This window comes from Microbulbifer sp. MKSA007 (genome assembly GCA_032615215.1).
Taxonomy (GTDB): Bacteria; Pseudomonadota; Gammaproteobacteria; order Pseudomonadales; family Cellvibrionaceae; genus Microbulbifer.
Genome location: CP128433.1, coordinates 1,195,240 through 1,216,561, shown reverse-complemented (window position 1 = coordinate 1,216,561; position 21,322 = coordinate 1,195,240). Strand labels below are relative to the sequence as shown.

Here is a 21,322-nt window from a genome sequence, read left to right as displayed (position 1 = left end):
TCGGGGAAGAATTGCACCGGTCCGGACAGACCGGTGCGATTTGTGGCGCGGATTAAGCGCGCGCGCAGATTTCGTCGTCGGCGAAGAAGTAGCTTACTTCGCGAGCAGCGGACTCTGCGGAGTCGGAACCGTGTACAGCGTTGGCGTCGATGCTGTCAGCGAAGTCAGCGCGGATGGTGCCAGCAGCAGCTTCTTTAGGGTTGGTAGCACCCATCAGGTCGCGGTTTGCCAGGATAGCGTTCTCGCCTTCCAGAACCTGTACAACAACTGGACCGGAAGTCATGAAGTCAACCAGGTCTTTGAAGAAAGGACGCTCTTTGTGCTCAGCGTAGAAACCTTCAGCTTTTTCGCGGGACAGTTGAACCATCTTCATGGCAACAATGCTCAGGCCAGCTTTCTCAAAACGGCTCTCTATTTCACCGATTACATTCTTGGCTACTGCGTCCGGCTTGATGATAGAAAGGGTACGCTCCAGGGCCATGGTTATCTCCAAATTGATTTTTTGTAACTTAACTTAGGAACCTCTAAACAACTCTGTAAGCCCCCGCAGGGCGGGCCTTCAAGGCTCGCAGAGGTGTTGCGGGATTGTTGCGGAGTTGTTCAGAGGCTCCCTACATAAAGAAAGAGCAACCTACTCAGTTGCTCTTCCCTGATATTCCTTTCATACCCACCGGGGGTACTCAATTTTTGATCACCGCATTTCGCGGCCGGCGGATTATACGGGGTATTGATCGACTTTTGTACTCTCTTGCCAATACTGCCCCCGAAGGCCGGTCACTCCTGCTCTTCGATCCAGGCAGCCTGGATCGCTTCGAGGATTTTCTCTCCGCAGCGATCAGGATCGTCATCAAATCCGGGCAGCGCCATCACCCAGTTGCGCAGGTCGACAAAGTTGACCGTCAGAGGGTCCACATCCTCGTGAGCTTCGCTCAACTCTATGGCAATATCGTGAATATCAGTCCACTTCATGATTCAGCTTCCTCAGCGTGCAGGTCAGTGCTTTTCCGACACCTGGTTGATGGTGTACTTGGGAATCTCGACCACCAGGTCTTCATCTTCCACAATCGCCTGACAGGACAGGCGAGACTCGGGCTCCAAGCCCCAGGCTTTATCCAGCAGGTCCTCTTCAAGCTCGTCCGGCTCTTCCAGGGAATCGAAGCCCTCGCGCACAATGATGTGACAGGTGGTACAAGCACAGGCTTTTTCACAGGCGTGCTCAATTTCGATATCGTTGGCCAGGGCCGCGTCGATCACGCTGACACCGCTCTCCGCTTCCACCACTTTGCCCTCAGGGCACATTTCCGGATGGGGTAAAAATACTATCTTCGGCATGGGGTACTGAACCTCTGTGGTCTCAATCCGACGGGGAGAAAGTAACGACTCCCCGGCCGCCGGCAGCGCAGAGTCTGCGCCTGATCATGGTTATTTATCAAATTCATCCAAGCTGTGGCCCTGCATAGCCCGCTTAATGGAGGCATCCATACGCTTGGCAGCAAAAGGCTCAGACAGCTTATTCAAGGCTTCGATACGTCGACGAATTTCCTCTGCGTCGCCGCCGTTATGGGCCAGGCGCAGAGCTTCCATCGCGTGCTCAAGCTCGTTTAACTCACCTTCGTCCAGCAGCTCGGCACCGTTCTCACGCAGGGCCACCAACATGCTTTCCAGGGTTCTCTCCGCTTCCACCTGGGCCTCGCGCAGGGCACGCAGGGCGATATCCTCAGCGGCGTGGGTGTAGGACTCCTGCAACATGCGCGCAATATCCTTGTCTTCCAGGCCGTAGGAAGGTTTAACCGTAATATCGGCACTGACGCCACTGCTTTTTTCCATAGCTGTCACCGACAAAAGACCGTCAGCATCCACCTGGAAAGTCACACGGATATGGGCGGCACCGGCCACCATCGGCGGTATGCCGCGCAATTCAAAGCGCGCCAGTGAGCGACAATCACTCACCAGCTCCCGCTCGCCCTGCACGACATGGATCGCCATGGCAGTCTGGCCATCTTTAAAAGTGGTGAACTCCTGGGCTTTGGAGACGGGGATGGTCGTGTTGCGATCAATCAATTTTTCCGCGAGGCCACCCATGGTTTCAATCCCGAGGGAAAGGGGAATAACATCTAACAGCAGCAATTCTTCGCTGGACTTATTGCCCACCAATACATCAGCCTGAATCGCGGCGCCGATTGCTACTACTTGGTCGGGGTCAATTTCCGCATGAGGGGGACGACCAAAATAACCCTCAACCCGCTCCCGCACGCGCAAAGTACGAGTGGAGCCACCCACCAAAACTATTTCCTGCACCTCATCGGCACTGATACCGGCATCGCGCAGGGCGCGCTTACAGGCGCGTAGGGTTTTGTCGATAAGGGGATCCAGCAGTGAAGCCATGGTGTCGCGATCGAGCACGCCTGACCAGTCGCCGTATTTCACTTCCACCTGCTCGACACTGGACAGGGATTCTTTCGCAGCACAGGCGCTGTCTAACAGGACTCGCTGGGTCGCGGCGTCGAGATTGGTACCCAATCCCACTTGCTCGGCGATCCAGGAAGCGATAGTGCGATCGAAATCGTCGCCACCAAGGGCTGTATCGCCGCCGGTAGACATGACTTCAAACACACCCCGGGACAGGCGCAGAATAGAGATATCGAAGGTGCCGCCACCGAGGTCATAGACCGCGATCACACCCTCTTCGCCCTTATCCAGGCCGTAGGCAACAGCCGCTGCTGTGGGCTCGTTGAGCAGGCGCAGGACTTTCAGACCCGCCAGTTGGGCGGCGTCTTTGGTCGCTTGGCGCTGGGCATCATCGAAGTAGGCCGGCACGGTGATCACCGCACCATCCAGCTCACCGCCCGCTTTGCCATAGAGCGCTTCGCGGCCGCGCGCGGCCAGTTTTTTCAGGATTTCTGCCGATACCTGCACCGGGTTTACCGCTCCGGCTGCAGTTTCAATCGAAGGCATACCGCCACTGCTCTCAGCCAGGCGATAGGGCAACTGCTCACCAAAACTTTTGATATCCGCAACACCTCGCCCCATCAGGCGCTTGATAGAAATCATGGTGTTGTAGGGGTCTTCTGCAGCGCACGCGCGGGCTTCAGCACCCACGGTAATCGCCTCGGCTCCGTAGTGCACCGCTGATGGCAGGATCACTTCACCCTGGTCATCGGCAATGGCCTCTGCCGATCCACTGCGCACGGTCGCTACCAGTGAGTTAGTGGTCCCCAAATCGATACCCACTGCGTGCTTGCGCTGGTGGGGAGCTGGGCTCTGGCCCGGTTCAGAAATCTGCAGTAATGCCATTAGTTATCTCTTCTTTAAGCGGGGCGCGGTACCGTCTGGCCCTCTCAGTCGGTGCTCTCGCAACTAGTCGTTGAAAAGGTCTTCTTCCAGCTCGTCAATTTGTTTCTCAAGCTTGGCCAGGAACTGAAGCTTGCGCAGCGAGTCCTCTGCTGCGCCCAGATCTCCCCCGTCATAAGTTTCGGCAAAGCGCTGTTCCTCACTGGAGATCAGCCCCCGCGCCTCAGCACTGAGCTCATCCAGCGCAGCTGCCGGATCGGGCTGCTCGCGCACTTCTTCCAGGCGCTCGCGCAACATCATCTGCTGCATCAGAAATTCAGTATCTTTGGTGGTCTGCTCAGGTGGCACATCTACCCCGGCCAACTTGAGTAGGTAGGCGGCGCGCTGTACCGGGTCGCGCAAAACGGTGTGCGCCTCATTGATCTGAGCCGCCATTTTGATGGCCAACAATTGTTCGCCCTCGGAATGGGAAGCGTATTTGTCCGGGTGGAATTCCCGCTGTAATTCCCGGTAGCGGGTCGCCAGGGCACTGCGATCGACCGCGAACGCGGGTTGCAGACCAAAAACTTCGAAATGGTTCAGGTTGGTTGCCATCTGAATATACCTACTGGGGCACAGCCTGGGACGCGGCTGAAGTTGCCGCTTACTGCTGCACGGCCCCCAACTGTCCGAGGGGCCAATAAAAAGGCCGGTATGCGCAGCGCACCCGGCCTTGTGGGGCGAGAGCGAATCAGACGTGGAAACTCTCGCCGCAGCCACACTCATTTTTTACATTGGGATTCGAGAAGGTGAAGCCTTCGTTCAGGCCTTCCTTGACGAAATCCAGCTGGGTGCCGTCGAGGTAAACCAGACTCTTGGGGTCCACCACCAACTTAACGCCGTTTTGCTCAAATACCGTATCTTCGGCTTCGAACGAATCGACAAATTCCAGCACATAGGCGAGACCGGAACAGCCGGCCGTTTTGACACCGACACGAATGCCGATTCCCTTGCCTCGCTTGGCCAATTGACTTTGAATGTGGGCCTCAGCGGCCTCGGTCATACTAATAGCCAAAATAACACCTTCGCTATGTTTGGACGCTACATTTGGACGAGAAGTTAACCCGCCGCAGATTCCTTGGCTTCTACAGCGTCATCGGACTCACCGCGCTTTTCGCGGATATCGCGAACCGCAGCTTTAATCGCGTCTTCGGCGAGAACCGAGCAGTGGATTTTCACCGGCGGCAGCGCCAGCTCCTCTGCAATGGCAGTGTTTTTGATCTGCTCCGCTTCGTCGATCGTCTTGCCTTTCACCCACTCGGTCAGGAGGGAGCTGGAGGCAATGGCGGAACCACAGCCGTAGGTCTTGAACTTGGCGTCTTCGATAACACCCTCGTCGCTTACCTGAATCTGTAGGCGCATCACGTCACCACAGGCGGGCGCGCCCACCATACCGGTACCTACATTGTCCGCCTTGTCGTCCATACGTCCAACATTGCGGGGGTGCTCGTAGTGGTCAATTACTTTATCGCTATAGGCCATGACTTTTCTCCTAACTCTTGCGCGCGCTTAGTGAGCGGCCCATTCAATCTTGTTCAGGTCTACGCCGTCTTTGTACATATCCCAAAGCGGTGACAATTCACGTAGTTTCTCCACTGCCTTGCGCACTTCTGCGGCAGCGGTATCGACATCACTCTCGCTGGTAAAACGACCAAAGCTGAAGCGCAGTGAGCTGTGCGCCAGTTCGTCGTTAACACCCAGGGCTCGCAGTACGTAGCTGGGCTCCAGGCTCGCAGAGGTACAGGCGGAACCGGAGGAGATCGCCAGGTCGCGCAGCGACATGATCAGGCTCTCACCTTCTACAAACGCAAAGCTCACGTTCAGGTTGCCCGGAATTCTCTTCTCGGCGGAACCGTTGATATGGACCTCTTCCATATCCTTGATCTGATCCCAGAAACGGTCGCGCAGAGAGCGCAGACGCTCGGCTTCCTGAGCCATTTCTTCTTTGGCAATACCAAAGGCTTCGCCCATACCGACAATCTGGTGAGTCGGCAGGGTACCGGAGCGCATGCCGCGCTCGTGGCCGCCACCGTGCATCTGGGCTTCCAGACGGACGCGGGGCTTGCGGCGTACGTAAAGGGCACCGATACCTTTGGGGCCGTAAATTTTGTGGCCGGAGAAGGACATCAGGTCAACTTTCATTTCCTGAAGGTCGATCGGCAACTTGCCGGCGCTCTGGGCCGCGTCCACATGGAAAATAACTTTGCGCGAGCGACACAGTTCGCCGATTGCAGCGATATCGTTGATCACCCCAATCTCGTTGTTGACGTGCATCAGGCTCACCACAGTGGTGTCCTCGCGCATGGCTTCCTCAACCTGCTCCGGATAGACGATGCCGTCTTCACGGGGATTCAGGTAGGTCACTTCAAAACCTTCCCGCTCCAGCTGGCGGCAGGTATCCAAAACCGCTTTGTGCTCAATTTTGGAGGTAATAATGTGCTTGCCGCGACTCTGGTAGAAGTGGGCCGCACCCTTGATACCCAGGTTGTCGGACTCGGTGGCACCGCTGGTCCAGACAATTTCGCGCGGATCGGCGTTGATCAGCTCCGCCACCTGGCGTCGGGCATTCTCCACAGCTTCTTCCGCTTTCCAACCAAACAGGTGGGAGCGGGAGGCCGGATTGCCGAAATTGCCTTCCATCGTCAGCTGCTCTGCCATTTTCTTGGCGACGCGTGGGTCAACCGGACAGGTAGCCGAATAGTCCAGATAGATGGGAAGCTTCATAGTCATACCGTTTCCGCTTAGTAAATCTCTAATATCTGTCTGCTGGCCCGTTTGGGCCCCAATCACAGGCCGCCGAGTACAGCGACCCTCTCTTCCGGCGCCTCGCGCATATCTTGCCGACGCGCAACTTCCTGCACCTCAGCTCGGGAAACCAGGTTGGCCAAGCTGATACTGCTGAGGAAGCTATGAATCTGATCACTCAAGTCTGACCAGAGGTAGTGGGTCAGGCACTGTTCGCCATTGGCGCAATCCGCATTGCCGCCGCAGCTGGTGGCATCTACAGACTCATTGACCGCATCAATGATCTGCGCCACAAAAATCTCTTCACCATCCCGCGCCAGGCGATAGCCACCGCCGGGCCCGCGCACACTGGACACCAGCCCAGAATGCCGCAACCGGGAGAACAGCTGCTCCAGGTAGGACAGCGATATACCCTGGCGCTTGGATATGTCTGCCAGACTGATCGGTCCGCGATCAGCGTGCAACGCCAGGTCCAGCATGGCAGTCACCGCGTAGCGGCCTTTGGTTGTCAAACGCATATCAGCTCCCAACTGATGTACAGCCCTTTTCCGATCGGGGCGCGAGTATGGAATAACCCACTACTGTAGTCAAGTATATAACCCAGCGGGACACTCGGGTACTCAACTAGTCGGGTCGCCCCTTACCACCAGAGCGATGGATGTAATTCTGGATTGAGGTCAACATACCGCGCAGGATACCCAGCTCCATATCATCGGGGCGCACCCGACTATACAGTCGGCGCAGGCGGGTCATTGTCTGACGGGGGTTATCCGGGTCAATAAAGCCCAGCTCGCCCAGCGCCTGTTGCAGGTGATCGAAATACAGCTCCATATCGCTGGCCTTGGCCGGTGGACGATCCCAATCGGTGTAATTCAAAGGCTCACCCTTTTCCGCTTCCAGGGCCGCCATACGCACTTCGTAGGCAAGTACCTGAACAGCAGTCGCCAGGTTAAGGGAGCTGTATTCCGGGTTGGCAGGAATATGCACATGGTAGTTACAGGCCTGTAACTCTTCGTTGGTAAGCCCTCGATCCTCGCGGCCAAACACCAAAGCAACCGGATGAGACGCGGCCTCGGCGACGGTACGCTCTCCACACTGGCGCGGGGTCAGCAGGGGCCAAGGGATTCGGCGCTCGCGAGCGCTGGTGGCCACAACAAGACCACAATCAGCCACGGCTTCTTCCAGGGTATCCACCACAACGGCGCTATCGAGCAGCTCAGCTGCCCCGGCTGCACGCCAAACAGCATTGGCTGCAGGAAATTCCCGAGGCGCTACCAAGTACAGCTGACTCAGGCCCATATTCTTGAGCGCGCGCGCCGCACCACCAATATTTCCGGGGTGTGCGCTGTTAACCAGAACCACGCGCACATTGTCGAGCGCGGCAAGTGGAGTCGTGTCTAAAGGTGACTTGGCCATACTGAAAGTAATAAATCGGTGTCATGGGGGCGCGCGAGTGTAGCAAAAACCAATCGGAATCCCTACAATCGCGTCCGTCGCAGTTAACCTGCGGCCTGCTTTTTAACCCCTTTAACCACTTTGTGCGGAATAGTTATGGAACCCATGCTAAATATTGCCCTGCGCGCGGCGCGTAAGGCAGGAGAACTGATCGAACGGGCCTGGGAGCGCGGCGACCTGATGAAATTCGAAGAAAAGACGCGCAACGATTTCGTTACTGAAGTGGATAAGGCCAGCGAACAGGAGATTATCTATCACCTGCGCAAGGCCTACCCCAAGCACAGCATCCGCGCTGAAGAAAGCGGCCTGCAAGAGGGCGCTGAGCCCGATTACGAGTGGATTATCGACCCTCTCGATGGCACCACCAATTTTATCCACGGAGTCCCACAGTTCGCTGTTTCTATCGCCTGTCGCTATCGCGGCCGCATTGAGCACGCAGTCGTACTGGACCCCATCAAACGCGAAGAATTTACCGCAAGTCGCGGTCGCGGCGCTGCCCTGAATGGCCGCCGTATCCGCGTCTCTTCACGCCAGGGCATGCGCGGCTCTCTGATTGGCACCGGCATTCCCTTCAACGGCCTGCCGCTGGATAACATCGACGCCTACCTGGCCGCCCTAAAAGATATCGCTGGGCAAACTGCGGGAATCCGCCGCCCTGGCGCCGCAGCGCTGGATCTTGCCTATGTTGCTGCCGGGCGATTCGACGGCTTCTGGGAAATGTACCTGAACACCTGGGATATCGCAGCGGGCTCCCTGTTGGTCAAAGAAGCCGGCGGCCTGATCAGCGATTTCCGCGGTGGTGAAGATTACCTGGACTCCGGCCACCTGGTCTGCGCCACTCCGAAAGTATTTAAGCCCCTGGTGAAAATCGTGGGCAAACATATGGGGCACATACGCTAAAAGCCTGAACGGCACTCCGGCAAATAAGATGCCGGGGTGCTGATTCCAAGAGCCCAGCTCACCTCTTCCCCGTCAAACACTCCACCAAAACTCGCGCAAGCTGCGGTCGATCAAAGTTATCCGGCAAAGCGGTTGTCACCCCCGAGGAAGCCTCTCCTCCCATAACCACCAAACAGGTTTTTTGAGTGACTTGATCCTGCTTGAGGATACTTACCAAATCCCCAACCGACATTCCCGGTAAGGTATTGTGAAACAACACTACATCCGGTGCTTGGGTACGCGCCATAAATATGGCCTCAACAACATCTGCGGCCACAGAAAGCTGTACTTGCGGCGCCCCCTGCAAAAGTTTTTCCACCCGAGCCACACTTTCAGGACGGTTATCCACTAGCAGCAATCTACAGTCGGGTAATGTTGACGGGGCATCAACAGAATTTGCAAATGACAGGAAAGACTCCGCTGCATCGACCATTGGGAATTCAACCCAAAATACTGAGCCCTGCCCTTCCTGACTGTCAAAATCGATCCGCCCCCCCATCGCCTCCGCCAGACGCTTGGCAATTGCAAGACCGACACCCGTACCCTCGATATGCCCTTTTTCCTCCCCCAGACGATTAAAGGGCTCAAAAACTTCTTTGCGTCTCTCTGCTGCAATCCCCTTGCCGGTATCCAAAATATTCAGTCTCAACCAGCCATCGGCCTGCGGCGTAAAATTAATAATGACACGGCCATTTTCACGATTGTATTTCACCGCGTTGCCCGCCAGGTTCAATACAACTTGCTTATAGCGCACTGGGTCCGCACAAATATAAGCGGACTCCCAGCCGAGAGGCTCAAACATCAAACTTACGCGACGGGTTTCAGCCAGGGGCTCGAGCAAACGTTTACATTCTGCTACCAAATCGGCCGGACGAATTAATTCCATCGAGGGGCCCAAACGCCTACTGTCGATTCTGGCCAGCTCCAATACATCGCCGACCAAATGCAATAAATGCTGCCCCGCGCGACGAATTTCTGATAAGCGCTGACGCTGGTCTGCGTTGAGACTCTGATCTAATTCGACAATTTGGCTGTAACCTAAAATTGCATTAAGTGGCGTGCGTAATTCATGGCTCAGGCTAAATAATAAATCTGCCCGATGCGCATTTTCCTCCCGCTGCAACTCCAGCTCCCGCTCCATTTGCGAAAGTCTTTCCCGGCTGCGGCTGACGTCTTGTAAAACTCCCAACACCCGCACGGGCTGACCGCGACTATTTAATTGGGCCTTGCCGCGGCAGCGAACCCAAACCACACTGCTATCCGAACGCCAGATGCGAAATTCCACATCGAGCGGTAACCCCTCGCGCACATGATCCCGCATGGACTGCTCAACCCGAGGGAAGTCCTCCGCTAAAATTCGAGCCTTCCACTGCTCCGCGGCTGAAATACCGATACTGCGTATCGGGCTCACTTCGTAACCCAAAATCCCCCAGCAGGCATCATCAAGCACCATTTCATCTGCGCGTAGATCCCACTCCCATAAACCATCGCCAACTCCAGACAGTGTTTGTAAGGGGCGCTCGCCAGGCAGGTTGGATAGGTAGCGCTGGGCCAAAGTTTCAGTGAAGTCAGCGCAACTTCCAATCACAACAAATCCACTGTCATCCTCGAGGTTTATTGCGCGTCCCCGCAATCGTAACCAGCGCAACTGACCGAGACTGTCGTAGGCCCGAAAAGTAGTATCGAAGTGTCCACCTTTGTTAGTAAGACGACGCCGCACAGTGATAATTCGATCCCGCTCATCAGAGTGAACCGAACGCAATTCATCACCCGTCCACAGGGAAGTCAAAGAGAGTTCTGCAGTTTCTGCAAACAGGAGCCAAATTTCACCCTGAGCACGCTGGGCACCGGAATCCGGATGCCACTCCCACAACCCGCAATCTGAATCCAAAAACAAATCTTGCAAACAAGCGGTATGACGAGGCAGGCGCGATGCATCCAAAGAAGAGAGCTCATCGCTGGTTGCCAACTGGAACACTGCGCTGGACGGATTTGGGGTTAGTGACTCTGACACACAGGGCTCGACTATCGAAATTAGCTCATTAATTACCTGGCTCATGCATCCTTGCCATAAAAGAGAGCCTCTCTCCCGGGGCCGTCAAATTTGGGAACGCCTGGGGAGACCCTAAACTAAAGCATTATGAGCTTTGCGCAAAGTGCGGGCAAAAAAAGGCCCCGCAATGCGGGGCCGTAATCAGCGATGATGAGAGAAAACGGGAAGTCACCCAGTGTTAATGGTTTGCCATAACCCTAAGAAACTCTCCCGAAATGCGGGTCCTTTGCCCCGCACATTTACCAATGCAACCCTTATGCCAACTTTTAAAACAGCGTTTTTTAAGGCCTTAGCTTTCATACTCCAGCGCTTCTGTGGAATAGCGAACCAATGCGATCCTTCAGATGGCCAAAATGCACCAAAACAATGCACTCAAGTGAAAAGCTACGAAGAAAAAGTAAAATCTGGCCAAAGGAAATACTTCCACCCCTCTCTCAAAATAGTCATGGGCAATCCTCAATAAAGGGGGCCTGCTATGAACGCAACTCCTCTAAGTTCCAGCAATCAGCGAAAACGTTTTTGGATTCCCACAATTTTATTTGCCAGCACAGGTTTGTTAGCACTTACCGCAGTACCGATTTATGGATTTGTCTACGGGTACCACTGGTATCAATGGCTTGCATTTGCCATTTTTGGTGCACTTTGCAGCTTTTCTATAGCAGCAGGAAATCACAGGTTGTGGTCACACAAAAGCTACGAAGCCCACTGGTCAATTCGACTTTTATTTATTTTATTCAGTGCGGCAGCCATGCAAAACACCACTTTAAATTGGTGTGCAAGCCATAGATACCATCATCAATTTATCGACGATAACAATCGAGACCCCTATTCAGCAGGGCGCGGCTTCTGGTTCTCCCATATGGACTGGATGATGCACGAATATCCCAGCAGTTATCTCGATTACAAAAATGTTAAGGATCTTCAAAGGGACAAGTTGGTAATGTGGCAACACAATAACTATGTTCCCATCATTATCGCCATGAACCTTGGCCTACCTATAATCTTGGGGATCATTACTGGAGACGTTCTCGGTATGGTTTTGCTGGCCGGAGTATTGCGCCTTGTGGTTAATCATCACACTACTTTTATGATTAACTCATTTGGACATTTATGGGGCCGACGCCCCTATAAGGGATCAATCAGCGCAAGAGATAACGCTTTCCTCAACCTATTTGTATTTGGCGAGGGTTATCACAATTATCACCACACCTTTCAGATAGATTATCGAAGTGGTATTCGCTGGTTCCAGTATGACCCTACCAAATGGTTGATCAAATCATTGAGCCTTGTTGGACTCACCTATAATTTAAGGGTTGCTCCACCTATTCAGATCCAAAAAGTAAAGGTAGAGCAGCTTTTCAAACAAGCCAGGGAGAAAATTGAAAAGACTAAAGATAAAGAGAGCTGGCAAGAGATTCTGGAAAGTGAGGCTCGTGGATTCGCCAAGTTATTGAAGAACTGGAAATCCCTTCAATTTTTACGCCATGGAGAAAAACATGGTCAGCCACCCAGCGAGTGGGAACTCACTTCGATCCAAACGAAAATCCAAGAACTTGAATATGGACTCAAAATGCAAGGAAAGCGGCTAAAAACTCTAATTGAAAAAATTCGATCAATCGAAGGGGCGACCACCCCCTAACCAGGCAATAAGTATTGCTTTGCAAGATAATAAAATCGATAAACTATTAGCGGACTTTCCTAGTCGCTGGCAAATTTGCGCATGGAAAATGCCACCCGTTCATCCACATTTTTCCTGAACATTTCTTCATCAAATTTTTCGATAAAGCCCAAGCGCTCGCGCAAGCCAACACCATTGGCGATTTGGATTGCCAATCCCGGGCGCGCATTAGCCTCCAATAAGAGCGGGCCACGTTCACGATCCAGGACAATGTCACAGCCTAAATAACCCAGCCCGGTCATTTCGTAACAGCTTGCCGCCAAGCGGACCAACTCGTACCAACCTGGTACCTGCAATGCATCGAAAGGCACTTCAGTATCCGGGTGCTGGTCAATTCGCAACCCGCGCATTACCGCATGACAACTTTTGCCCGTGGCCAGGTCGATACCAACACCTACAGCGCCCTGGTGCAAATTGGCTTTACCATCTGAGGCGTGGGTTGAGCAGCGCAGCATGGCCATCACCGGATAACCGCGAAAAACAATAACCCGCACATCAGGCACACCCTCAACAGAGTAGCGATCGAAGACCGGGTCAAAGTCCACCAGGGCCTCCACCATCACCCTGTCGGGTTTGCCACCGAGACTGTAGAGGCCGCTGTGAATATTGCTCACGTGCCGCAAGATATCCAGCGCATCAATTTCAGCACCGGATATCTTTTTATATTTGTCACCATTGCGACCGGCAATAACGAGAATACCTTTACCACCCGAGCCCCGTGCCGGCTTGATAACAAACTGCCATAGAGGGTCAATCACCTCCATAACTCGCTTGCGGCTGGCAGGGCTTTCAAATGCCTCGATCAGCTCGGGCACAGGAATTCCCGCTTTTTTAGCCGCGCGCTTAGTGTTTAGCTTGTCGTCGACGATGGGATATTTTTTGCGATCGTTATAGCGCGCAATATAGTCAATATTACGCGCATTCATCCCCAACACCCCCATGCGGCGCAGGGTCAGCGGAGATACCACTCCGCCGCGAACTTTATTGAAGATATGCTTAACTGAAAATTGCAGCATAACGCCCCCTAGCGAACCAGCGGACGGAAACGCATCAACTCACTGAGTCGATATCCGGTGTAGTTGCCCACCACCAGAATAAAGGCCAGCAATACCAACAGTAACTCGGGGAAGTTGAACGTCCAATGCTCAATATAGCGGTTGGTCATTACCCACCAAGCCAGTATCGCCACTAACAAACTGCCCCCGGACTGCACCACCACCTCGTAGGGACCATCCTCCTCCCACACAATCGACATACGCTCGATAGTCCAGGCAAGGATAATCATCGGGAAGAATGTCACTGTGAGAGCCTGCTCAATGCCCAGCTTATAGCTGACCACACTGATTGCCCCCATTATTATCACCACCGTCACCACGACGGCGGCGATCCTCGATACCAATAGCAAATTGAGCCTACTGAGATAGAACCTCACCCAAAGGCCGAGGATCAGGATCAAAGTAAAAATCGCTAAACCGGTAATCAGCTGGGTTTCGATAAAGGCAATTGCCAGCAGTACCGGCATAAAGGTACCGGAGGTGCGCAGACCTACAAACACACGCAGCAGCACCACCACCAGGGCTCCCACAGGCACCAGCAGAATCAGCTTGAAAATACTCTGCTGCTCAATGGGCAAACTGTAGATCGAGAAATCCACCAGCGCATCTTTCTCATCTTTGGTGCTGCGCATAGAGACATCGCGAGCGGGGACATCATTGGCAATCACAGAGAAAGTCACTTGGGAGTTACGACCGCCCTCAAGATCTAAAAGACTCTTGCCGCCGCGCTGCCAAATAAAGAAATTTTCCGGCACACCAGGCTGGCCACTGCTGGGTTCAAACACGATCCAACGCTTGCCATCATAGACCTCAAGCAGATCTTCTGGAGATAGTCGACGTCGATCATCCTCCAGGTAGAGGCCGCGAATACGGTGGGCGGGGATATCGGCTGTGGCCAGTACAAGCAAGGCAACATCCACGAAAGAGCGGTCAGCGTAATGACGGAAGATCAGGTTGCGATCCTGATTTTCATCGTCATTCAATTCGAATAGTAACTGGGTAGTGAGAGATTCCACATCAGAAGAGCGCTCGCGGGCCTGCTCAACCAGGGAGTAAATCGCCAAGCGCACCGCTTCTTGCTCACGGGCCCCCAGGAAGGGTTTTTGTATCTCAGTGCTCAGATCCAGAGGCTGCGCCAGCGCAGCACCGGGACGCTGGTAGACATCCAGCTGATAGAAGAGAGATTGGGGGCCTCTTGCGGCCCGGCGAGACCAAATGGCCCGATAGGCATCATCTTCTCTCGCGATATAGAAACCAAAACCGGAGGAGCTGAAGGTCTCCCCCAGTATTTCCATATTGCGCTGCTCGCGCGGGAGGGTCAGTGCGGCCTTCACCGGACCGCCATCGGCATCGAAGCCCACTTTTGCTTCGATGGTCCACACGGTGCGGTACTCACCCGGCAACAGCGGAAAACCCAACTCGAGGTTTTTATAGGCGGTCAGGCCTGCTCCTACCAATGCGAGTAACGCCGCAATTACATAAACTTGGACACGCGGCGACATTCGCCATTCCCCGTAACTCTGAGGTCCCAATTAGGAACCCAATTGGATAACTGGCCTATTTAACCCCGTCTATTTGGGGTTGGCCCTGGACATTGCGCCGGCTCACATCGACAACAGCGGCATCTTTGAGGAAGTTGCGTCCCAGCAGCATCAATAGATCAGAGCCGCCCTCATCGGTCAGGTTAACTTCGACTTGGTGGGTTATACGCCCAACGGTCAGGTTAAGCTCCACTACCGGCCTGCGCTGATTATCAAAGCCCAGGCGCTCCACTCGAACATGGCGTTTTATCGGCAGCTCTACCGAAACCGGGTCCATTTTGCTCGACTGAACAATCTGGAACCTGATCCAGTCCCTGCCATCCCGCTCGAACGGAGTCAGCTTCCTGACCCGCAGTGTGGAGGTTGGTGAACCTGTATCGACAACGGATTCCAGGATCAGGCCGGGAGGCTCTATGGCCACTTCTTCTACCGACCCCAAAACCAGCTTATCTTTGGCAACGGGCACTTCGACTACTTTTTCTACAGTTCGTTCGATTACCCGCTCAACAACCTTCACTTCCGGTTCCGCACAAATCACTTCCGCAGGCTCTGGGCACTGCATTGCAGAATCAGGTGATTCTACCGGTGGTGCAACTTCCGCTGGTTGAGCGGCCCTGTCCCGCCCCGGATACATCAGTGACTCACAACCGGCGAGCACCGAAAGCGTCAACATTAACCACAGAAGGGAAAATCTCTGCATACCGACCAATTACCTCAAGCCCCATTAGCAATGCCATTCGGACCGCTACAAACGCGCGGTGTTCGCTTATCTGACGGAGAAATTGCTCCCCGCCTCAGGCAAAAGCTCGATATTAGCTCATGAGCGCGGCCACTGCACAGCGATGTCCGCCGAGTCGCGGGACTCAACACTAACAATGTGACATGCCGCCCAGAGTGATTGGGAGCACCGGGCTCAGGGAATCAGAAGCTGGTTAGCCCCGCTGCAGGCGCTGATCGATAGTCTCCAAAATAGCCAGCAATGCCGCAGCATCATCCCGCCCCTTGAAGAACTCCTCGGCAACCGGAGCAATACCACACTGGCCCGGCAGGGGCATCTCCCCTTCAATCAGGACCTGCATACGCGGCAAAAAAATAAATTGAAGCCACTGGGGCAAGGTCAAAGTATCCACACAAAATGGCTCGGTGCTGGCCAGGGCTTCTGCAGGCGGCGCATTATCCTGCCAAACCTGCAGGCTGCGCAGTTCGGACTCGAGGAACAGGAGCTGATCAGCGATTTCAGAATAAATAGGTTGCATAACTCATAGAACCTTCACATTTACAGCCGTGATAATACGCAATAGCCACCTGCCCAATCTGAGTAACAGCGCAAATACGACCAAAGATTTTCTAAATTTTTCGATTAAAGGGCGGCAGTGAATTGAGTATTGCCTGACCATAGCGACGGGTAACCACCCGGCGATCCAGCAAAGTGACTGTGCCGCTGTCCCCTTCTGCCCGCAGTAAGCGCCCGCAGGCCTGCACCAATTTTAGGGCTGCATCCGGCACTGTGATTTGCATAAATGGATTGCCGCCCTTAGCTTCAATCCACTCCGCCAGCGCCGCCTCAATCGGATCATCGGGCACCGCGAAAGGCAGTTTCGCAATAACCACGTGGCGGCAGTAGTCACCAGGCAAGTCCAATCCCTCGGCAAAACTTGCAAGCCCGAACAGGATACTGCTGCCACCGCCATCGATAATCTCACGGTGGCTATCCAGCAACTGCTGGCGGGATTGCTGCCCCTGCATCAGGATTCGGTTGCGCCAGGTACCAGGGAGCGCCTCGTAAACCGTCTCCATCTGGCGCCGGGAGGAAAACAGCACCAGAGCGCCACCCTCCCCTTTCAACAGATCTGGCAACGCATCGATAATGGCGTCTGTGTGTTGCTCTGCATTGCCCGCATCTACAGCTTCCGGGGGCACTTGCAGTGTTGCACGGGAAAAATCGAAAGGACTCGGCACCACCTGATAGCTGGCATTGTCCGGAGTACCGGCACGCATTTGCAAACGATCAAATTTCCCCAAAGCTGTGAGTGTGGCCGAAGTCAGTACCGCGCCGTAACAGCGGCGCCACAAGCTGTACTCCAGGGTTTTGCCTGCGAGTATCGGTGAGCTGCAAACCTCAAAATCTGTGGAGCCGCCCCAGTCCACCAGGGTGACCCAGCGCGCCTGGGGCAATGCGCCATCAGCATCGGCACGGGCGTAATTCGCCCACAACAGAAGATTGGCCTCAGCGCGCCCATGCCAACTGCCCAACTGGGGGTACCAGCGCTCCAGATCTGCCAGGGGTACCGGCGAGTGGCCGTCCTCCATCATTCGTTGGGCGGTCTGCAACATCTTGCTGAGCAGGCTTTCCAACTCATCAAAGTCTTCCCGCAGCTTTTCCGCCAGCTGCGACATGGAATCGGGGATTACCCCACCTTCAAAGCGATGGCGGATGGTATTGCCCCGCTCATCTTCAAATTCACACAGCTCTTCAATCAGCGGCCACATCTGCTCCAACCCCTGCTTGGCAGAGGTGAGAACCGCCGGCAGTTGCTCGCCGCAGCGGTCGATCTGGGCGCCGTCACCAATCTCACCCAGCATCTGCCCCAGGGCCTTATTGGTTTGATCCAACCAGCCGGTGGAAGCCCCTACGCGGCTGTGGTGAGAGAAATGATTGAGGGCCTTTTCCGGTAGATGGTGAGCTTCATCAAGTACATAGATAGTCTCTTCCGGGGGCGGAAGAATCGCGCCACCACCCAGGGCCAGGTCCGCCAGCAACAGGTCGTGGTTGGCAACTATCACCGGTGTCTTGCCCAGGCTCTCTCGCGCTCGGAAGAAGCTGCAATTGGTGACATGGGGGCAGCGGCGGCCACTGCACTGGCGATGGTCAGTGGTAACCCGACTCCAATCATCCGTCTCAATCGTATCCGGCCAGTTATCCCGATCGCCATCCCAGGTACCCGATGTCAGGCTATCCGTCATCTTCTGGTAGAGAGCGACACTCTCCGCTTCCACCTGCGGGAGTTCATCTTCATAGAGACCAAGGGAAAGGCCGGTGCCGGAGGCAGAAAAGCTGGACAAGAGTTGATCCAACTTGGATAGGCAGAGATAGCGGCCACGGCCCTTCGCCAGGGCAAACTCAAATTTGAGCCCACTGTGACGAGCAACTTCTGGCAGGTCCTTGTGGATAATCTGTTCCTGCAGGGCCACCGTAGCGGTGGATATCACCAGGGTCTTGTCCTGGGCCTGGGCCAGGGGAATAGAGGCGAGAAGGTAAGCTACGGTTTTACCGGTACCCGTACCCGCTTCAACCACACAGATATGCTCGCCATCAGTCTTGTCGCTATCGCGCTCACCACTGGCATTCTGGGCGATGGAACCCAGGGAGCGGGCAATGGCGGCTACCATCAGCTTCTGCCCGTAGCGGGCTTTCAGCCCTCGGCCAGACAGAAATTGGCTATAGGCGCCCTGAATGGCGCTTTTGTGTTTTTCGTTGAGCACGGGGGTGAGGTCTATTCACTAAGTGGCTGGCGCAGGGGGCGCTATTATCCACTAAGCGCCCTCTCCCCACCAGCTTCTGAACTCAGCGGGCCTTACTCATAGGCGAGGCGAGATACCACGGGATTGGCGTAGGCCTGAATAGCCTTGTCGCGCCAGCGCTCATCGACCCGAGCCATGCGCGCTTCAAACTTCTCCCGCTCTTCTTTATGTGCAGCGGGGTCCCAGGCTTTAGCCGGATATCCCACCGGTAATTGCGGAACCTCACCGTAAACCATCTCGTAGGCAATCATATTGGATGGATGCAATGTGTAGTTGCCGATAACCTGGCGATCTATTTCTTCAGCCAGGCTGTTTACATCGTTAAAATCACCTTCAATCGGCGTGCCGAAGGCGGCATGTACACGGCCTTTGTGACCGACAATGCCCTTACCAATCGAGGCCAAGTCCTCGTTTTTACCCTTCTTGTACTCGTCCTTGTGCTCGGTAACGTAAATTTCCTTGGCCTTCTGTGCATCACAGGGGTCCCATTCGTAGGAAATAGACACCGGAACAATGTGCAACTTGCGCCAAAAATCGGCAAAGGGCGTTTCCCGGTCCTTAGTCATGGCGAACATGGCGCAGAGTGCTGGATTGGTGCGATCCAGGCCATCTTTGGCGCGCCCGGAACGCTGTGCGATCCACACATGCTCGTTATCGTTGACGATGGAGTGATAGATGTAATTGGACAACTGGGTTGCTGCCTGCAGCTTTTCCCGGCGACTGCCCGAGCTGCGCACCACAGTGAAGCACTTGTTCAACTTCATCAGGTCGCTGGCAAACTGCTTGCTGAGCAGGTTGTCTCCAATCGCAATGCGGGAGGTCTCATGCCCTTCGCGGAACATCGCCTGAATCATCAGCGCCGGGTCCATAGCGATGTCGCGGTGATTACTGACAAACAGGCAGGCGCGATCCCTGGGCAGGGTGTCCAGACCAGAAATGCTCAGGCCGGAGGTGGTGCGCTTGATCACCTTCTCCATATATTTGCCGACAATCTCTTGAAGATCCCGCACATTGCGAACATTGCGCAGTTCAAAGCGCAGAAACTGACGTACCAACCAGGCGACGGCGCCCTCCAGCTGAGCCAGTTTGGGGACAAGGAAATGCGCCGCTGCATGGGACATTTCCGGGTCGGCAATTAGCCTTTTGATAACCTCGCGCACTTCATCATCGCGATAGGGGCGCATATCCTCGAATTGAGAGGGGTCTAACTCACTTGCTCTCATGAAATACTACCTGTCGGACCTGCCTCAGACGGCCCGCACTTATTTATTTTGCGGCTGGATCAGCCGGGACTACTGGGCGCAGAACATACCGGAAGCGTCGACGAACTGCCAGCACTGGACCCGACCAGATAGTTGACCGCAGTGATAAATCCGGTTTCGACGACCAGGTCAACGCCAAAATACAGCGATGGTGCGATGATACAAAGTGGACTTCACCGCCCCAAGCTATGAGAATAAGGCTATTAACCGCCGCCGACGGCAAAACAACGATAACGAATACGGCGCTAGCCACGCAGTCAAGCAGGAGTTCACCTTGTCTCAATCCAACCCCAGCTCAGAGCCGCGCGCTCCCAGCTTAACGGACGCCCTGATCCCTCTCGGGATTCTCGTCGCCCTGTTGTCACTATCCGTATATTTCTACGGTGCAGACTCCTCCTACGGTCCCAATCAAATAGCGTTACTGCTCTGTGCCTGCGTTGTGGCCCTAATGGGGATGAAGAACGGACACAGCTGGAACGACATGGAAGGTGGGATGCTCCACGGCATTGGCCTGGTATTTGGCGCTATTCTGATCCTACTGTCTGTAGGTGCACTTATCGGTAGCTGGATTCTGGCCGGCACAGTGCCTTCAATGATCTATTACGGCGTGCAGATTCTGTCGCCACAGTGGTTCTACGCCGCCAGCTGTATTATTTGTGCCGTAGTAGGACTGAGTATTGGCTCCAGCTGGACCACAGCGGGCACCTTGGGTGTGGCACTGATGGGAATTGCCGGCGCTCTGGGCCTATCCCTTGAGGTCACTGCCGGAGCGGTAATCTCTGGCGCCTACTTCGGCGATAAGATGTCTCCGCTATCTGACACTACCAACGTGGCCGCAGCGGTAACATCCAATGATCTGTTCCAGCATATTCGCCATATGATGTCCACAGCGATCCCGGCCTTCGCGATCGCCCTGGCGGTTTTCGCTTTCCTGGGTTTTACCTCTGAAGCCAGTTCTGCCTCCGCAACTGATATCGAATCATTGCTCACCGCCCTTAGCAGTGAGTTCAAAATTTCCCTGGTTAGCCTGCTGCCTTTGATCTTGTTGCTGGCAATGGCTTGGCGCAAAGTCCCCGCTTTCCCAACATTGATCATCGGCTCCCTGGTTGGCTGTGCCATCGCACTGATTTTCGAACCGGAAGCCGCCCGTCGACTCGGTGGTGGTGAAGGTGCTTTAGCCCCCCTGAAGGGCGCTTGGTACAGCCTGTTCGACGGCTATAAGTCCACTTCCACCAACGAGAACGTGGCTGCATTGCTGTCCAAAGGTGGTATGAGCAGCATGCTCAACACCGTATGGCTGATCACCTCCGCCATGGCCTTCGGCGGCGCTATGGAGCGGGCCGGATTCCTACAGGTCATCGTCCAGGGAGTTTTGTCACTGGTTAAAACTGTGGGTGGCCTGGTAACTGCCACCGTATTCACCTGCTTTGGCATGAACCTGGCCGCTGGCGATCAGTACATGGCGATTATTATTCCGGGCCGTATGTTCCGCGAAGCCTTCAAGGAAAAGGGCCTACACGGGCTTAACTTGTCTCGTACCCTCGAGGATTCCGGCACCATCACCTCTGTGCTGATTCCCTGGAATACTTGTGGTGCCTTTATGGCGGCAACGCTGGGTATTGCTACCTGGGAGTATTTACCTTTTGCCCTATTCAATATTATCTGCCCTCTGTTGGCGATCGCCTATGGCTGGCTGCACTTTAAACAGAAGCCCATTTCTGTAGCGGCTACGGCATCTTAAG

Annotated in this window: 20 protein-coding genes; 3 read left to right on the top strand and 17 right to left on the bottom strand. The window is 54.7% G+C overall.

Annotated elements, in window-relative coordinates:
• Positions 1-52: 52 nt before the first annotated feature.
• The 10 genes from ndk to trmJ all read right to left on the bottom strand — a co-directional run bounded on the left by ndk (position 53) and on the right by trmJ (position 7,491).
• Positions 53-481 carry a nucleoside-diphosphate kinase gene (ndk, locus tag QT397_08135; protein WNZ57294.1) on the bottom strand — a complete coding sequence of 143 codons (429 nt, stop codon included), beginning with the start codon at positions 479-481 and terminating at the stop codon, positions 53-55.
• 293 nt (positions 482-774) lie between these two features.
• Positions 775-969: a Fe-S cluster assembly protein IscX gene (gene iscX, locus QT397_08130; GenBank protein WNZ57293.1), complete on the bottom strand. Its 195-nt coding sequence runs from the start codon at positions 967-969 to the stop codon at positions 775-777.
• A 24-nt stretch (positions 970-993) separates the two neighbouring features.
• A complete protein-coding gene (gene fdx, locus QT397_08125) occupies positions 994-1,332 on the bottom strand; it encodes an ISC system 2Fe-2S type ferredoxin (protein WNZ57292.1) in 339 nt (112 codons plus the stop codon).
• A 90-nt stretch (positions 1,333-1,422) separates the two neighbouring features.
• The gene (gene hscA, locus QT397_08120) at positions 1,423-3,294 is read right to left on the bottom strand and encodes a Fe-S protein assembly chaperone HscA (protein ID WNZ57291.1); all 1,872 of its coding nucleotides are present in this window, start codon (positions 3,292-3,294) and stop codon (positions 1,423-1,425) included.
• Positions 3,295-3,357: 63 nt separating this feature from the next.
• Entirely contained in the window at positions 3,358-3,885 is a 528-nt protein-coding gene (hscB, locus tag QT397_08115) for a co-chaperone HscB (GenBank protein ID WNZ57290.1), read from the bottom strand.
• 136 nt (positions 3,886-4,021) lie between these two features.
• The gene (iscA, locus tag QT397_08110; protein ID WNZ57289.1) at positions 4,022-4,345 is read right to left on the bottom strand and encodes an iron-sulfur cluster assembly protein IscA; all 324 of its coding nucleotides are present in this window, start codon (positions 4,343-4,345) and stop codon (positions 4,022-4,024) included.
• A gap of 44 nt (positions 4,346-4,389) precedes the next feature.
• Positions 4,390-4,812: a Fe-S cluster assembly scaffold IscU gene (gene iscU / locus QT397_08105; protein ID WNZ57288.1), complete on the bottom strand. Its 423-nt coding sequence runs from the start codon at positions 4,810-4,812 to the stop codon at positions 4,390-4,392.
• A 27-nt stretch (positions 4,813-4,839) separates the two neighbouring features.
• On the bottom strand, positions 4,840-6,054 hold the full coding sequence (locus tag QT397_08100) for an IscS subfamily cysteine desulfurase (protein WNZ58523.1): 1,215 nt from the start codon (positions 6,052-6,054) through the stop codon (positions 4,840-4,842).
• A 62-nt stretch (positions 6,055-6,116) separates the two neighbouring features.
• A complete protein-coding gene (iscR, locus tag QT397_08095; protein ID WNZ57287.1) occupies positions 6,117-6,593 on the bottom strand; it encodes a Fe-S cluster assembly transcriptional regulator IscR in 477 nt (158 codons plus the stop codon).
• Positions 6,594-6,699: 106 nt separating this feature from the next.
• Positions 6,700-7,491 (bottom strand): tRNA (cytosine(32)/uridine(32)-2'-O)-methyltransferase TrmJ, encoded by a 792-nt coding sequence (trmJ, locus tag QT397_08090; GenBank protein WNZ57286.1) that lies wholly within the window; start codon positions 7,489-7,491, stop codon positions 6,700-6,702.
• A gap of 135 nt (positions 7,492-7,626) precedes the next feature.
• On the opposite strand from trmJ, the gene QT397_08085 reads away from it, so the two are divergent.
• A complete protein-coding gene (locus QT397_08085) occupies positions 7,627-8,430 on the top strand; it encodes an inositol monophosphatase family protein (protein ID WNZ57285.1) in 804 nt (267 codons plus the stop codon).
• A gap of 58 nt (positions 8,431-8,488) precedes the next feature.
• Here QT397_08085 and QT397_08080 read toward each other — a convergent pair whose 3' ends face one another.
• Entirely contained in the window at positions 8,489-10,528 is a 2,040-nt protein-coding gene (locus QT397_08080) for an ATP-binding protein (protein WNZ57284.1), read from the bottom strand.
• 469 nt (positions 10,529-10,997) lie between these two features.
• On the opposite strand from QT397_08080, the gene QT397_08075 reads away from it, so the two are divergent.
• A complete protein-coding gene (locus QT397_08075; protein WNZ57283.1) occupies positions 10,998-12,161 on the top strand; it encodes a fatty acid desaturase in 1,164 nt (387 codons plus the stop codon).
• A gap of 59 nt (positions 12,162-12,220) precedes the next feature.
• Here the strand turns inward: QT397_08075 and QT397_08070 are convergent, their stop codons facing one another.
• The 6 genes from QT397_08070 to QT397_08045 all read right to left on the bottom strand — a co-directional run bounded on the left by QT397_08070 (position 12,221) and on the right by QT397_08045 (position 19,541).
• On the bottom strand, positions 12,221-13,216 hold the full coding sequence (locus QT397_08070; protein WNZ57282.1) for an alpha-L-glutamate ligase-like protein: 996 nt from the start codon (positions 13,214-13,216) through the stop codon (positions 12,221-12,223).
• 8 nt (positions 13,217-13,224) lie between these two features.
• Complete coding sequence (locus QT397_08065) at positions 13,225-14,757, bottom strand: inactive transglutaminase family protein (protein WNZ57281.1); 1,533 nt, start codon at positions 14,755-14,757, stop codon at positions 13,225-13,227.
• Positions 14,758-14,812: 55 nt separating this feature from the next.
• Positions 14,813-15,496 carry a RimK/LysX family protein gene (locus QT397_08060; protein WNZ57280.1) on the bottom strand — a complete coding sequence of 228 codons (684 nt, stop codon included), beginning with the start codon at positions 15,494-15,496 and terminating at the stop codon, positions 14,813-14,815.
• 232 nt (positions 15,497-15,728) lie between these two features.
• Positions 15,729-16,052, bottom strand: coding sequence for a YqcC family protein (locus QT397_08055; protein WNZ57279.1), 324 nt, complete (start codon positions 16,050-16,052; stop codon positions 15,729-15,731).
• 91 nt (positions 16,053-16,143) lie between these two features.
• Positions 16,144-18,279 (bottom strand): ATP-dependent DNA helicase DinG, encoded by a 2,136-nt coding sequence (gene dinG / locus QT397_08050; GenBank protein WNZ57278.1) that lies wholly within the window; start codon positions 18,277-18,279, stop codon positions 16,144-16,146.
• 92 nt (positions 18,280-18,371) lie between these two features.
• Complete coding sequence (locus QT397_08045) at positions 18,372-19,541, bottom strand: 1-acyl-sn-glycerol-3-phosphate acyltransferase (protein WNZ57277.1); 1,170 nt, start codon at positions 19,539-19,541, stop codon at positions 18,372-18,374.
• A gap of 313 nt (positions 19,542-19,854) precedes the next feature.
• Between QT397_08045 and nhaC the strand changes: the two genes are divergently transcribed.
• Entirely contained in the window at positions 19,855-21,321 is a 1,467-nt protein-coding gene (nhaC, locus tag QT397_08040; protein WNZ58522.1) for a Na+/H+ antiporter NhaC, read from the top strand.
• The last annotated feature ends 1 nt before the right edge of the window (position 21,322 follow it).